Origin of the sequence: Streptomyces sp. NRRL S-118, from assembly GCF_000716335.1 — a bacterium.
GTDB lineage: Bacteria > Actinomycetota > Actinomycetes > Streptomycetales > Streptomycetaceae > Streptomyces.
On the sequence record NZ_KL591028.1, the window covers coordinates 161,181 to 175,398 of the forward strand.

Annotated in this window: 12 protein-coding genes; 5 read left to right on the plus strand and 7 right to left on the minus strand. The window is 73.2% G+C overall.

The genetic code is table 11. The features are described from left to right. A partial coding sequence (locus IH00_RS38025; protein WP_107064559.1) for a tetratricopeptide repeat protein occupies nt 1-1,262 on the plus strand: 1,262 nt, incomplete at its 5' end. Beyond that, complete coding sequence (locus IH00_RS0132360; RefSeq protein WP_031079648.1) at nt 1,259-3,058, plus strand: sulfite exporter TauE/SafE family protein; 1,800 nt, start codon at nt 1,259-1,261, stop codon at nt 3,056-3,058. The genes IH00_RS38025 and IH00_RS0132360, both read left to right, overlap by 4 nt. A 1-nt stretch (nt 3,059) precedes the next feature. Here IH00_RS0132360 and IH00_RS0132365 read toward each other — a convergent pair whose 3' ends face one another. After that, on the minus strand, nt 3,060-4,370 hold the full coding sequence (locus tag IH00_RS0132365) for a S1 family peptidase (RefSeq protein ID WP_031079649.1): 1,311 nt from the start codon (nt 4,368-4,370) through the stop codon (nt 3,060-3,062). Nucleotides 4,371-4,549: 179 nt separating this feature from the next. Here IH00_RS0132365 and IH00_RS0132370 point away from each other — a divergent pair, with 179 nt between their 5' ends. After that, complete coding sequence (locus tag IH00_RS0132370; RefSeq protein WP_031079650.1) at nt 4,550-4,774, plus strand: hypothetical protein; 225 nt, start codon at nt 4,550-4,552, stop codon at nt 4,772-4,774. Between the two features lie 151 nt (nt 4,775-4,925). Here IH00_RS0132370 and IH00_RS0132375 read toward each other — a convergent pair whose 3' ends face one another. The 3 genes from IH00_RS0132375 to IH00_RS0132385 form a co-directional block, all read right to left on the minus strand. Next, nucleotides 4,926-5,156 carry a hypothetical protein gene (locus IH00_RS0132375; RefSeq protein ID WP_031079651.1) on the minus strand — a complete coding sequence of 77 codons (231 nt, stop codon included), beginning with the start codon at nt 5,154-5,156 and terminating at the stop codon, nt 4,926-4,928. Nucleotides 5,157-5,522: 366 nt separating this feature from the next. After that, nucleotides 5,523-6,344 (minus strand): glutaminyl-peptide cyclotransferase, encoded by an 822-nt coding sequence (locus IH00_RS0132380; protein ID WP_031079652.1) that lies wholly within the window; start codon nt 6,342-6,344, stop codon nt 5,523-5,525. A 249-nt stretch (nt 6,345-6,593) separates the two neighbouring features. Continuing rightward, entirely contained in the window at nt 6,594-7,283 is a 690-nt protein-coding gene (locus IH00_RS0132385) for a hypothetical protein (protein ID WP_052411799.1), read from the minus strand. A gap of 238 nt (nt 7,284-7,521) precedes the next feature. Between IH00_RS0132385 and IH00_RS0132390 the strand changes: the two genes are divergently transcribed. Both IH00_RS0132390 and IH00_RS0132395 read left to right on the plus strand, forming a co-directional pair. After that, complete coding sequence (locus IH00_RS0132390) at nt 7,522-8,067, plus strand: EF-Tu C-terminal domain-related protein (protein ID WP_234335036.1); 546 nt, start codon at nt 7,522-7,524, stop codon at nt 8,065-8,067. A 161-nt stretch (nt 8,068-8,228) separates the two neighbouring features. Beyond that, the gene (locus IH00_RS0132395; RefSeq protein ID WP_031079655.1) at nt 8,229-9,491 is read left to right on the plus strand and encodes a DUF4303 domain-containing protein; all 1,263 of its coding nucleotides are present in this window, start codon (nt 8,229-8,231) and stop codon (nt 9,489-9,491) included. Between the two features lie 100 nt (nt 9,492-9,591). Here the strand turns inward: IH00_RS0132395 and IH00_RS0132400 are convergent, their stop codons facing one another. The 3 genes from IH00_RS0132400 to IH00_RS0132410 form a co-directional block, all read right to left on the minus strand. Beyond that, nucleotides 9,592-11,313 (minus strand): alpha/beta fold hydrolase, encoded by a 1,722-nt coding sequence (locus IH00_RS0132400; protein ID WP_031079656.1) that lies wholly within the window; start codon nt 11,311-11,313, stop codon nt 9,592-9,594. Nucleotides 11,314-11,387: 74 nt separating this feature from the next. Beyond that, the gene (locus IH00_RS0132405; protein ID WP_031079657.1) at nt 11,388-11,954 is read right to left on the minus strand and encodes a TetR/AcrR family transcriptional regulator; all 567 of its coding nucleotides are present in this window, start codon (nt 11,952-11,954) and stop codon (nt 11,388-11,390) included. 126 nt (nt 11,955-12,080) lie between these two features. Next, on the minus strand, nt 12,081-13,292 hold the full coding sequence (locus IH00_RS0132410; RefSeq protein WP_052411800.1) for a PP2C family protein-serine/threonine phosphatase: 1,212 nt from the start codon (nt 13,290-13,292) through the stop codon (nt 12,081-12,083). Between the last annotated feature and the right edge of the window lie 926 nt (nt 13,293-14,218).

Here is a 14,218-nt window from a genome sequence, read left to right on the forward strand (position 1 = left end):
CACCGGACGTGCCCGTCGAGCGGCTGGCGGCCGGGGACCTCGCGCGTGGCATCGACACCTTGCACCGGCACCTCAAGGCCCAGCCCAGGGACGCCACCGCGTGGGCGACGCTGGGTGCGGCGTACGTCGAGCAGGCACGGACGAGCGGTGATCCGACCCGGTACCCGCAAGCGGACAAGGCCTTCGCGCGGTCGCTGGAGTTGCGTCCCGCCGGAGAGAACGACGCGGCCCTCGCCGGTCGGGCCGCCCTGGCGGCGGCCCGTCACGACTTCGGCGGGGCGCTGCGGGAGGTGGACCGGGCGCTGAGGGTGAATCCGTACAGCGAGCGGGCGCTGTGCAGCCGGGTCGACGCACTCGTCGAACTCGGCCGCTACGAAGAGGCGCTGCGCGCGGTGGAGCTCGCCGACCGGAGGCGCCCCGGCATCCCGGTCTTCACGCGGTACGCGTACGTCCTGGAGCTGCACGGCGACGTGAAGGGAGCGCGTCTCCTGCTGCTGCGCGCGCTGGACTCGGCGTTCAGCCCCGCCGACACGGCGTACGTGGCCACGTCGCTCGGGCAACTCGCCTGGAGCCAGGGGGACTCCCGCCAGGCCCTGCGCCACTTCGCGACCGCCCTGCGTGCCGATCCCGAGTACGTACCGGCGCTGGAGGGCCGAGGGCATGCCCATGCGGCCCTGGGAGAGACGAAGCGTGCGGTGAGCGATCTCGAAGCCGCCGTACGGAGCTACCCGCTGCCGGGCCGGCTCGCCGCGCTCGCCGAACTGTACGAGGCGGACGGACAGCCTGGACGGGCCGAGGAGCAGTACGCGCTCATCCGCACCTGGAACCGGCTGGCTCGCGCGAACGGCGTCGCGACCGACCTGGAGTCCGCTCTCGTCGAGGCCGACCACGGCGACCCCGCGGAGGCGCTGAAGTCCGCCCGCGCGGAGTGGGCCCGCCGCCAGAGCGTCCACACGGCGGATGCGCTCGCCTGGGCACTCCACGCCAACGGCAAGGACCGGGAGGCGCTGACCTACGCGAAGAAGGCGACCGCCGGGTCACCCGGTTACCGAAACGCTTCCTTCCTCTTCCACCGGGGCATGATCGAGCGCGCACTCGGCGACGACAGGGCCGCGCGCCGCGACCTGCGCGCCGCACTCGCTCTGAACCCGGGTTTCTCCCTCTCGGGCGCCCGCGAGGCCGCCTCCGCCCTCGCGTCGTCGTCCTCTCCGGCGCCTCCGCCCTCCTCGCCCTCTCCTTCTTCTCCCAAGGGGGACTCTTGACTCGTCGCACCACCGCGTGCGCTCTCGCCACGCTGGTGACGAGCGTGGCCTTGGCACTGCTGCCCGCGTCGGCGGCGCAGGCACACCCCTTGGGCAACTTCACCGTCAACCAGTACGACGGTCTCGTCGTCGCCCCCGGCAAGCTGCGGGTGGACCACGTGGAGGACCTGGCGGAGATTCCGGCGTCGCAGGAGCGCCACCGCATCGACGCCGACGGCGACGCACGTCTGGCACCGGCCGAACTGGCGTCATGGGCGCGGGCCCGGTGCGATGCGGCAGCCGGGCGGGCCCGGCTCACGGTCGGGGACGGAGCCACCGTCGCCCCGGTCGTCTCCGCCGGCACCGCGAAGGCACAGGTCGCGCCCGGGCAGGCGGGGCTGGAGACGCTGCGCGTCACCTGCGAGCTGACGGCACCGCTGCCTCGGGACGAACCGATGCGGCTCTCGTACCGCCCGGCGGATGTGTCCACCGGCGCGGGGTGGCGGGAGATCACCGCGCGCGGCGACCGCATGACGCTCGCGGAGTCCGACGTGCCCGGGAGCTCCTCGTCCCGGCGGCTGACCGCGTATCCCGACGACCTTCTTTCCTCGCCGCCCGATTCCACGTCGGCCGCCATCACCGTCCGCCCCGGCGGCCCGGCGCTGGCCGGAAGCGAGGACGGGAGCGGCTCCCCGGTGGCGGGCGTGCTGCCGCGCGGGGCCGACCGCTGGGCGCAGGCGCTGACCTCGCTGGTGGCCCGGCACGAACTGACCGTGGGCTTCGCGGCCCTGGCACTCGGCGCGTCCCTGCTGCTGGGGGCCCTGCACGCACTGGCGCCGGGACACGGCAAGACCATGATGGCGGCTGCCGCCGCTGCGGGCGGGCGGAGTTCACTGCGCGACATGCTCGCGCTCGGGGCTTCGGTGACCCTCACCCACACGCTGGGGGTCTTCGCGCTCGGCGCCCTGATCACAGCGGGCTCGGCCGCCGCCCCCACGGTGGTTGCGTGGCTGGGTGTCATCAGCGGCAGCCTGGTCGCCCTGGCGGGCGCGCTGCTGCTGCGCAGGGCGTGGCGCCGACGACACCGCCCCGGCTCGCACAGCCATGGCCACGGGCATCCGCTCCCGCAGCAGCGCGCCATGGACCCCGATCGCCGGTTCGCCGAGGAGCGGGTGCCCGCCCTCGTGGGCGCGCACCGCAGCGGGTCCGGCGAGGACGGGCCGGCAGGCGCCAGGGCGGCCACGGCAAGAGCCGGCCACCACGACGGGCATCACACGCACGACGACGGCGCACACAGCCATGGGCACGGGCACGCCCCTCACACGCACGACCACACCCGTACCGACGACAGCCACGAGCACACCCATGACCACGCCCACGCCCACGACGACACCCACGCGCATGACCACGCCCATGCACATGACCACGCCCATGCACATGACCACGACCATGGCCATGCGCACAGCCACACCCCTCCCGCGCCCGGTCTGCGCGGACTGATCCTCCTGGGCCTGGCCGGCGGACTGGTCCCGAGCCCGTCCGCCGTCGTGGTCCTGATCGGCGCGGCCGCCCTCGGCGAGGCGTGGTTCGGTTTCCTGCTGGTCGTGGCGTACGGGGCCGGGCTGGCGCTCACCCTGGCGGCCGCGGGCTTCGCGGTGGTGCGGCTCCGGGACACCACGGTCCGGCGGCTGGCGCGCCGGCGTCAGGGGCGGGTGCTGTCACTGGCCCACCGCATGGCCCCGCTCGTCACGGCCTCCGTCGTCCTGGCCATCGGCTGCGGACTGGCGGTCAGGGCGGCGGCGACGGCCCTGGCGTGACTCAGCCCCAGCTCCGGGCGTAGCGGCGGCGGTAACTCCGCCGCCGCCTCACCGACCGGATCGGGCAGGCGGCCAGCAGCAGGAGCAGACTCACCGCAACGACCAGCAGGCCGGGCGTGAGGGTCCTCAGATCGGCGATGCCGCCGGGCACGTCCGCGAACCCGCCCGACCCGGCCGGTCCCGGGGCGGTGGCCCCCGCGGCGAACGGCGGTGACACAGCGTCGGTTGCGGTGAGCCGTACGCCGAGGGCCGCCATCGCGGTGGTGACCGGCTGGAAGTACGTGGTCCCGCCGGTGGTGCAGTCGCCGTTGCCCCCCGAGGTCAGGCCGAGGGCCAGGCCGTCGGCGAACAACGGCCCACCGCTGTCCCCCCGCTCCGCGCACACCGTCGTCTCTATGAGGCCGGTCACCGTGCCCTCGCGGTAGTTCACCGTGGCGTTCAACGCGGTCACCCGGCCGGAGCGGACGCCTGTCGTGCTGCCGCTCCGGAAGACCTCCTGGCCGACGACCGGATCGGCGGCCGCCCCGATGCCGGCCTCCCTGCCGGGGCCCACGCCAACGACGCTGCGCGCACCGGAGCCGTCGCCGTTCTCGTACGCGACGAGGGAGAAGTCGCTGCCGGGGAACGCACTGGCGGTGGTGGTGCCGATGCGGGCGCTGCCCTGCGCGTCGGTGAACCAGGTCGTTCCCCGGGGACCGCAGTGCCCCGCCGTCAGGACGAAGTTCTGCCGGCCGTCGGTCACGTTGAATCCCGCGGAACAGCGTCCGTTGCCGGCGAAGATGGGATCGGCGCCGTTGAGCCTGATGGAGAAGGCACCCTTGGTCCGCTGCATGTGCACGAAACCGCCGATCCCCTCGGCGAGGTCCGACATGCGCGACCAGTCCGCGGCGGAGACGGTGCTGTCGGCACGCACCACGACCCGGTTCGACGCGTAGTCCATCACCCATGCCGTACCGGGCACGCGCGGAGCCTCGCTCAGCGTCTCGGTGGCGGCGCGGAGGCGGCGCATGCTGTGACGTACGACCTTGGCGCGCGCCCCCGCCCGTTCCACCTCCGCCGCGGCCTCCGTATCGGTCACCGCGACCACCGGCCGCCCGTCGGCCCCGATCCACGTGCCCGCGGTACGGGACGGGCCGAGCCGCGCGACGAGGTGCGCACCGGACTCCGGAGGCCGGGCGACGTGACCCCCGCCCCCGCCCGGGCCGGGGGACTCGCCGGCCATGGCGCTGTTCACCATCAGCCCGCCGCAGAGCATCCCCCCGACGGCTGTCAGACGCGCGATCCGTCGCAGTTTGCGGCGTGTGTGCCTCATCCCTCTCCCCTCGAGGTGGCTCGGACACGGCGACACCGGCGTCCGTTCCCGCGAAGCCGGTGCTCTGTTTCGATACGTGTCCCCGCGCCGCCGTGTTCACGGGAGGCCGCCGGACACGGTGCCGCCGGCCCACGGCACTGTTCCGGGCCCGCTGCCGTCAGCACTCCTAGACTCGTGAGATGGACACCATGAAGTGCAGTCAGTGCGGCGGTTCCGGCCTGGAGCCCGGGTTCATCGAGGACACCGGCGAGCACGCGCGTGGTTACTCCCGCTGGATCGCCGGTGCTCTGGAGCGCGGTCTGTTCGGTGGCGCCAAGCGGATGGGTCGGCCCCGGTGGCAGATCGATGCCTTCCGCTGCCCCGGCTGCGGCCACTTGGAGCTCTTCGCGCGGCAGCCGTCCTGACGAGGCGTCACGAACGGGGGCCGCTGCCGGCGACGGGCCCGACCGGAGCGCGACGGCGCCCCGGTCCCTGAGGCCGGGGCGCCGCTTCTGCGTGTGAGTACCTCTCGCGGTCGGAGCCGACAGGCGTGTCGGCCGCGTGGGGGGGGAGGGATCAGCCGCCGAGCCTGCTGCGCAGCAGCTGCTTGCCGAGCTCCGCGCCCTTGCGGCTGTCGGCCTGTGCCTTGCGGAAGAGGTCGACGACCTCCGTGTCGTTCTCACGCTGCGCGTCCTGGATGTACGTCTCCAGACGCAGAGCGTTGCTCAGGCATGCCTCGACGTACCAGATGAGGTTGTAGTCCTTGTCCTTGGTTCCGGTGGCTTCGCCTGTTTCCGTGTTGCTCATGAGGCCCGTCCTCGCATATCGGGGGAGTGGTGTACGTGCCTGCGGCCGGCCTGGCTGCGCGGGCGATGCACTGCTCCGCCCAGCCGCCGCAACCGCACCAGCTGAAACCGCCGGTGAGGCAGATCCGCTGAAACCGTCTGATATCGGCAGGAGAGCCACCGTAGCCACGTTGTGTGCGCCTGCGGGATCACTGCACCGGACCGGGAACGCTGTTCACACCAACGGAGGTGTCACCGCACTGCGGGCTCCCCGTCCGGTGCGCTCGGTCCCCGCGCGAGGCACGGTCCGGGCCGGCGGGCAGAAGTCGGCGTGCGTGATGTCGCCCGTGGGGCGACCGGGGGCGGCGCCCGGAAGCGCACGGGCGGGTCACGCCGGCACGAAGGTGACCCGGAACATGCGGGGCCAGAACTTGCCGGTGATCAGGAAGCTGGAGGTTCCCGGCACGGCAGCGATGCCGTTGAGCGCACGGGCCGTGCGCCGCTGGGACGACGTCAGCAGTCCGCCGGCGTCGATGCGCCCGGTCACATCGCCCGTGCGCGGCTGGATGCGCAGGATGGTGTCCGTCCCCAGCACGTTGGCGTACACGAAGCCGTCCGGAGCGCATTCCAGCTCGTTGAGCAGCGTCGCGGGTCTGCCGTCCTGGCGTACGTCGACACCGCCTGTCACGTCGAAGGTGTCGGGGTCCCGGAAGGTGAGCCGGCCGGTGCCGTCGCTCATCACGAGTTGCCCCCGCCCGGCCGTGCGCCGGTGGCAGAGGCCCCAGCCCTCACCCCGGTAGGCGACCCGGCGACGTTCCGCCAGTGTGCCGGGGTCGCGCTCGATGGCGATGCCGTTGCGCCAGGTGAGCTGCCACAGCCTGCTGCCGGCCAGCGTGATGCCCTCCCCGAAGAGGGGTGCCGGGAGGTCCGCCCGGACCGTGGGTGGCTTGCCCGCGGGCCCGGCACGCAGGGAGGAGCGGCCGACCAGGCCCGTGCTCTCGTACAGGGTGCTGCCGCGGAACTCCAGGCCCTGCGTGAAAGCCCCCGGATCGTGCGGCAGGGATTCCCGCACCTGTGTCCGCAGCAGCGGGACGCTGCTCTGTCCGGTAGGGACGGCCACGGGCCGTACGGCACCGTCGGGGCGGGCGGAGCCGCATGCGCCGACCGTGCCGGCCAGCAGCGCCCCGACCAGTACCGCTGCCGCGACCACTCGCGGACGGTCGCCGCCGGCGCGGGCCTTCGGGAAGCCGCTCGGGCGGCGCGGCACCGGGCATGCCGAGCGGACTGCGGCTGGTGTTCCTGCGCGACGCACGGAGTCCATCCCTCCTGGCTCGTCGCACGAGGCTACCCGGCGGATACGGATGCCCGGGCGTGCCGCCACCACGGCACACCGGCGAACCTTCCGCCCGCCGCCCGCCCGTGGCGGTGGTCGCAACGAACAGGGACACGCATGTCACCGTCACAACGTGGTGTTGGCGATCACGCGGTCCGCCACGGTGAACACCGTCGAGCAGTCGGGACACGCTGCTTCACCGAAGAGGTACGACAGCCGCCGGGCGAGCTCCGACTGCCCGTCAGCGCGTGCCATGTCGTACAACTGCTTGCCCACGCCCGCCAGCCTCGACGGATCGGCAGGCCGCAGCGGCGTCTTCTCGACGTCATCCCGCGACGCGTAGTCGTCGCTGCAGGAGAAGAAGCCGTCCTCGCCGATGGCGACGAACAGGTCCACTCCGCAGTGGGGGCAGTCGACCTCGTACGCGCCGTGCGCCAGGTCGTCCAGGCGCTCGTCCCAGACCTCCACGTCCCGGAAGGCCAGAGCGGTCTGCAGGAGCGCGGTGTAGTCCTCGATGTCCGCCGGCAGACGCAGGCATTCCTCCGCGAGCCGCGACAGCTCGGCGATCTCCGCCGAGTGGAACCGGCGTGCGGTGACGCCCTCGGCCGACCGGCGGGCGCAGCTGACGATCGGTCCGGCGGCGAGGAGCACCCACCGCCGCTCGTCGGGCTCCCGGGCGGCTGCGATCGCGGCCAGCCGGGGAAGCGCCGCGAAGCTCGCCGGGAAAGCCGTGTCGAGTTGCGGGCACAGCCGGTCCATCAGCTCGGACCAGACACCGGCCGGATCGGCCTCGAACCGGTCGAGCAGAGCAGGCACGGCTTCCGCGGATCCGTATGCGTCACTGAGCTTCGGCCAATCCGTCATGCTGGGATCCAAGCAGACCGCCGGCTGCGGCACCGAGGTGGGTCGTCCGTACACCGGACCGCCCCTGGGGTCGTACGGTCCCGCAGCGATGACCAGGGCCGGGACGGAGGGCGTTGCCGGTCCGGGCGCCCTGCACACGACGGACACGGGTGGTGGGGGCTCGATGGATGCCGCGGAGAAGCCGTTTCTGATGGCTGTCGAAGACGTCTTCGTACGCAACCAGGGCAGAACGGTCCTGGCCTGCGGACGGATCGAGCGCGGGCGGGTGCGCACGGCCGACGAGGTGGAGATCGTCGGGTTCGCGGGCGGTCCGGTCATCCGGATCACCGGTGTCGACGGGTGCCGACCAGAGGCCGGGGAGGCGCGTGCGGGCATGCACGCAGGCCTGCTGCTGCCCGGTACCGTCGCGGGAGCGATCAAGCGGGGACAGGTCCTCGCGGCACCGGGCTCGATCGGCGCGCACGCCGTCTTCGCCGCGGACATCGCCCTCCTTCCGGAGCACCAGGGCGGTGCCGAAGTGCTCAGCGGTGATCACCTCCACTTCCACGTGCGCGCCGGCGTGGTGAAGGGGCTCGTGACCCTCCCCGATGGCATGGAGGTGCTGCGGCCGTCGCACATGGCCGCGGTGACGGTCGGGCTCGAACGTCCCCTTGCTCTGGAAAGCGGCTGGGCCTTCGCCTTCCGCCATCACGGCCGCGCCGCCGGCTCGGGGACCGTGACCCGGCTCCTGTCCTGAAGGCCGAAGCATGCGGAACACCCGCCGGTGCGCCCCGTGTCGGCCGCCGACCGCCGCACCGTGGGCCGGGCCGGTGGCGGCGGCGGTCGACCGGGCGGCGGCGGTCGACCGAGGTCCGCCGACCGGGACGCCCCCGCTTGCGCGTCGGATAGCATCCGCCGATGCATTTCGATTGGCAGGGCCTGGAGCAGGTGGTCAAGGACCGGATAACAGGTTTCGTCCGCAGGATGCGCGCCGAGCATAGCGATGACCGCCTCTACGCCGCTGCCGTGCACGAGTTCTACGCCGAGTCCGGCGGCGTCATCCTCGCGACCTGCGTCGGCGTGGCGGGCGAGGAGGCGCTCGCGTCGGTGGCTGTCGGTGGACACACCCCCGACGATCTGCGATGGAGCCCCGCCGACTGGCCCTGGCAACTCGACCCGGATCAGGAGGAGGAGGCATGGATGTCACGGTTGTCGGCCGTTGCGACGGCGGAGGACGGCCGTCGCTGGGACGCCGTGCACGCCCGTTACCTGCGGACCGTGGTGAGGGCGTGCAAGGACGCGCGCCGGGAGCTCGTGGCCGAAGGGGTGGTCGGCCGGGACTTCGTGGTCGTCGCGATGGACGAGGCATGGGACCTCGTACCGTTGTCGGTGTCACCGGCGCAGCTGCGTCAGCACTTCCCCGAACTGGTGGCGGAGCAGCAGGAGGCAGCGCGTCTGGACTCGTTGCCCGTCGACGAGCAGGCGGGAGAGCTGATCGCCGTGCTCGCGGATCCCGCTTCCACGGCGCTCGGCCGCGAGCAGGCCGCTGCCCGCCTCCGGAACCTGGGGCCGGCCGTGGTGCGGGGTGTCCTCGGCGGGCTTCCGCAAGCTCCTGAGAAATGGCGTTGGGCGAAGCTCCTGGCGGAGATCGGCACAGTGACGCCTGACGTCGTCGACGCACTGCGGGTGGTCATGGCGAACGTGCGCGGGTCGGAGCCGGACCGTGCCTGGGCCGCGGCCGCGCTCGCCCGCCTGGGCCGCATGGACGTCGTGGTCGCCCATCTCGACGGCCTCCCCGGAGAAGTGGCGGTGAGCGGGCTGACGGCTCCGTACACCTCGTTCCGCGACCACGGGTGCCACGGCCCCCTCGACTACCGGCCGCTGGAGGCGGCCCTCGTGGCCCACCCCGGCCGTCATGACGCCGTCTTCGCCCGGCTCCGCCCGGGAAGCAGCCTGTGTGCGATCGGCGAGGACGAGACGGCCACCGCATTCGACGCACTCGCATCCCCGTGGCCCGTGGTGCGCTGCCACGCGGTCCTCGTCCTCGAACACGCCCCGCTGCGGGGCGGGCAACGCGGGCGGTTCACCGGCGAACTGATGCGCCTGCGGCGCGAGGACCCCGACGTGACGGTTCGCCGTACGGCCGCCGGGGTCGATCGCCGCCTCGGCGATCCACGCTGACCGCGGGACGGAAGCCGAGGGGCGTACGTTTCACCGCGTGCCCGCACGCGTACCTCGTCACCGGTCGGCGGAGTCGTCGTGAGCGGCGGTGACGCTTCGGCTAGTGCCCGCCGGACGCGTCGCGGAGGATCCGGGCCACCTCCTCGGGGTGAGTGAGCTGCGGGTAGTGCCCGGCCCCTTGGACGGTGAGGTGTCGCGTCCCGGCGAGGGGCAGGGGGTCGGATGCGCCGGCCACCAGGGTGACGGGTACGTCGAGCCGGGCCAACTGCCGCCGCAGTGCGTCGTCATGACGGCGGGTCGTGCGCAGGGCGGCCGCTGTGCGCCGTGCGGTGTCCGGGCGGCGCAGGGCCGCCACCGCGCTGTCCACGGCGGGGCCGGCGGGGACGCCGAGGCGGGAGGCCAGCCGCTCCGTCGACAGCCGGCGCAGAGCCGCCGCGGTGACGCGGCCCCGTCGTGCCCGGCGTGGTGCGTGCTGGAGGAACGGCGGGGCGATCAGGACGAGTCCGCTGATCCGGTCCGGGTGGCGCAGGGCGTAGCGTACGGCGGGCCCGCAGGCGAGGGAGTGCGCGGTGAGCAGCGGCCGGCTCGTCACCGGCTCCAGCAGTTCCGCGAGCCAGTCCTCCCGGGCGGTGCCGGCCGGGCTGGAGCGGCCGAGGCCGGGGAGGTCGGCGGCGAGCGTACGGCTGCCCAGCAGCCCGCTCACCGGAGCCCATGATTCGGCGTCCAGCGGCAGGCCGTGCAGCAGCACATGTGCGGGCGCTTCACGGTCGCCGACCACCCAGGTGCGGCTGCCCGCGACTCCGTGGAAGCCGTGCGGCAGTGCCGGGGCGGCGGTCCTGCCGAACCGCGTGGCGACGAGGTGGTCGGCCCAGGTGTTCAGCGCCTCCCCGACCGGCGGCACGGCGATCCCATGGGAGCGGGCGAGGGCGTTCGCCGGACCGGTGGGGTAGCGGTCCGTGGACAAGAAGGAGAACGTCTCCGGGTCGGCGCCCGTCAGCCGGCGGGGCAGCCGCCGCAGCAGCGCCACGGGAACCCCGAGGCGGGGAGCGCGGACGCCGACGTGCCGGCCGATGTGCCGTAGCAGTTCCGGCAGTCGGGGGGTGGTGTCGTCGAGGATCCAGTAGTGCCGGCCGGAGGCGTCGGGGTCCTCGGGCAGTACGGCGAGGAACCGGGTGAAGTGTTCGAGTGTGACGACCGGCAGGAAGGTGCCGGAACCGCCGGGGACGGCCGGGAGGCGTCCGTGCCACAGGTCGTCCGCGATGGAGGCCAGCCCGATGTACTGGCCCGGGCCTATGACGGACGCCGGGTTCGCGACGGTGAGGGGCACTCCCAGTTCGGCGGCGCGGCGGCACACCGCGACATGTCCCTCCTCCTTGGACGCCTCGTAGGCGCCCAGACGGGCGTAGTCGGCGTCGGTCGTCGTATTACGGCCCACGCGGTAACCGCTGAGGTGCACCAGGCGGCGCGGGGCCTGCCGCGTCGCGGTCCATTCGACGACGTGGACCGCTCCGGCGACGTTCACGGCCCGCGCCTCGGCACGCTCGAGCCCGAAGGCGTAGCGGGCCGCGCAGTTGTAGACGTCCCGTACGGCGGGAAGGGCGTCGGGAGCGAGGCCGAGCCCCGGGCGCGTGATGTCGGCGGTGACGACGGTCAGGGCGCCGGTGTCGACGCCCGCACCGGCCAGCCACGAGGTCAGGGGCTCCGCCGGGCCGCGTACGGCGGCGGCCACCTGCCGTCCGCGGCGCAGGAGTTCGGCGACCAGGGCGCGTCCGACGAAGCCGGAGGCGCCGAGGACGAGGGTGTCTGCGGAAGAAGTGGGCACAGCTTCACACTTTCAGTAGACCGATCTACATATTTTGTGGCCGGGTGAAAGCTCCCGGCGGGGGTGTGGTGGGGTCAGACCAGCAGGGCGAGAGTCCGGGCCGCCCGGTCGAGGGGCTCGCGGCTCCGGTGGGTCCTCGCCAGCATCAGGGCGCCCTCGATCAAGGCCAGCGCGGCCGTGGCGGTGGACAACGGTGCGGGGTGACCGTCGGATTCGAGGAGGTCGGCGAGGGCGTCCTCCCATGACGCGTACACCTCGGAACAGGCCTTCTGCAGCGTCGTGTTGTCGGCCGCCATCTCCAGGGCGACGGTCGCCACGGGGCACCCCTTGCGCCAGTCGGACCGCTCCAGCCGGTCGCCGAGGGCGTCCAGGAGCGCGGCCAGCATCTCCGCTGTGCCGCCCTCGCGGGAAGCCTGTTCCGCATCGGCGAGAAGGGCGGAGATCTCCTCGCCGCCCCGGCGGACGGCTTCTTCGATCAACTGGTCCTTGCCGCCGGGGAAGTGGAAGTAGAGCGACCCCTTGGGGGCTCCGCTCGCGGCCACGATCTGATTCAGTCCGGCGTTGAAGTACCCGCCGGCCTCGATGAGGCGCTGTGTTGCGTCCAGGAGTTTGCCGCGGGTCTCCTCGCCCTTCTGTCCCATGGATCGAAAATAGACCGCTCGTCATATTATTGCAAGCGGGGGTGTCGGCAGTCGGGAGCCCCGTCCGGGAGCACGCCCGGTCCGGGCATCCGGTCGCCCTCCCGCCCGCGGTGCGCTCGCGGGTGGCTACGCCCAGAGCTCATCGGTGTTGGCGCCGGCTTGGGTGCGCCTGCTCGTGGCGTGGGTGCCGTGCCAGTCGAGGCACATGACCGTCGCGTCGTCCTGGAGGTTGCCGCGGCAGGCGTCGTACACCTCGCTGACGAGGGCACGGACGGCTTCCCTGGGGTGCAGGGCCCGGGTGTCGTGCGCCACGGCGCGCAGGTCGACAGCAGCGGCGGCGCGGTCCTGCATTCCGTCGGTGAGCATGATGAGCCGGTCGCCCGGACGGAGTTGCAACTGCTGGACCCGGTAGGCGGTGGGTGAGGGAACACCGAAGGGCAGATTGACGGAAAGTCTCATCTCCTCCACGGTGCCGTCGCGCAGCAGCAAGGGCCACGGGTGCCCGGCGTTCACGAGCCGAGCACGGCCGTGTCGCAGGCTGATGCGCAGCAGTTGGCCGGTCGCCGTGCCCCGGCCGTGTTCGAGCAGTGCCTGATGCGCGCGGCGGGCCTGCTCCCCGATGTCGCATCCGGCACGCCGGGCACCGCGGAGCGCCCCCATCAGCAGGGTGGCCAGAAGGGCGGAATCGGTGTCGTGCCCCATGGCGTCGGTGATGGACAGGTGCAGGGTGTCGCGGTCGACGGCGTAGTCGTACGTGTCCCCGCCGATGTCGTCGGCCGGCACCAGGCCGCCCGCGACGGTGAACTGGGCCGCTTCGCAGCACGGGGCCGAGGGCAGGAGCTGGTGCTGGATCTCCGCCGCGAGGCTCGTGGGCGTGGTGCGGCGGCCCACGTGGTAGAGGTCGGTGAAGCGGCGGTCGGTGACGATGATGTACGCCAAGGCGTGCGCGGCTTCCCCCACTTGCCGGAGCACCGCCTCATCGGTGCGGGGGAGGGTCATCTCGAGCAGGCCGACGCAGTCCCCCCGGTTGGTCACCGGCGCGATGACGCGCCGGCCGCCCTCCCCGTCCGGCTCCTGGTGCAGCACCTGCGTCTCCAGGACCCGGTCGTACACACTGCCCCGCAAGCCGATGCGCTCCCCGCTGCGGCCGCTCGCGGGCCCGTCCGCCGTGGTGAGGCGGATGAGTTCGTGACCGACGAGGTCGGCGAACAGGAAGGACACGCACGCCGCTCCGAAGCGCTTCTGCAGGCTCACCGCGACGACGTCGACCGATTCCACGGGTGAGGCGTTCTCCGCCTCGGCCAGCACTTCGCCCAGATCCAACGCGTCCTTGCCCACGGCAGCCTCCCTCGGTTGCCGTTTCTTGTTCCCCGGGATGGCTCCGGAAATGACCAAGAGTTGCGTCGCGGCGACTGTGGGAAGTGTCATCCACGGCGGTGCGGGGCGGGGGCCTGCGCGTCGAGCCGGGCGTGCGTCGGCATGCCGGTTCGATCATGCCCTCGTTCGGGTGGGCCGCCGTGGCGGACCGGCGTGCTGAAGATCGACGCGCCTTGCGTGCGCGGGATGTGGGCCGCGGGTCGGCAGGGGTCGGGGCACGCGCGGGCGCCGAGCCGGCCGGTACCCGCGAGCTGTGATCCCGGCCCCTGGTCCTCGCTGCGGGCGGTTGGGGGTGATGGGGCGGGGGAGGGACTGCGGTGCCTTGACGGTGGCGGGTGATGGGGCGGGGGAGGGGCTGCGGTGCCTTGACGGGTGAAGGGGCGAGGGAGGGGCTGCGGTGCCTCGGCGCAGGCGCCCTCAGGGCGCGGCGGCCGTTTCCCGGGCGTGCACTCCCTGGGCGGGCGGACTGCGCGCGGCCGCCTCCCGCGCCGGCGCGGCGATCCGGGCCCGGGTGGGTGCGCCCGCCCTCGCTCCGCCCCCCTGCGGGCCGCCCATGCCCCCTCACCGGGGCGCGACCCTGAGTGCCGACGGTGTCGCTTTCGGTGATACCTCCCGCTGTGGGGATGGTCGACCTCACGCAGGGGAACCCCTGTTATAGGAACATGCGATCGTCTATCGTCATTTTCCCGACAGGTTCCTCTCCTCGGGAGGGGTGCGACCGCCCGGCCATCGAACCCGGAACGCCATGCTGACTCACCGAACCGTCCCCGCCGCGCTCGCCGCCGCCTTCATCGTCGCACTGGCCGGCTGCTCGACCGGGGCCGATGCGGCGAGCGGGGACGGCGTGCCCGCGGCCACCCCCGCCGCCGTCTCCTCCGCGAACGCGG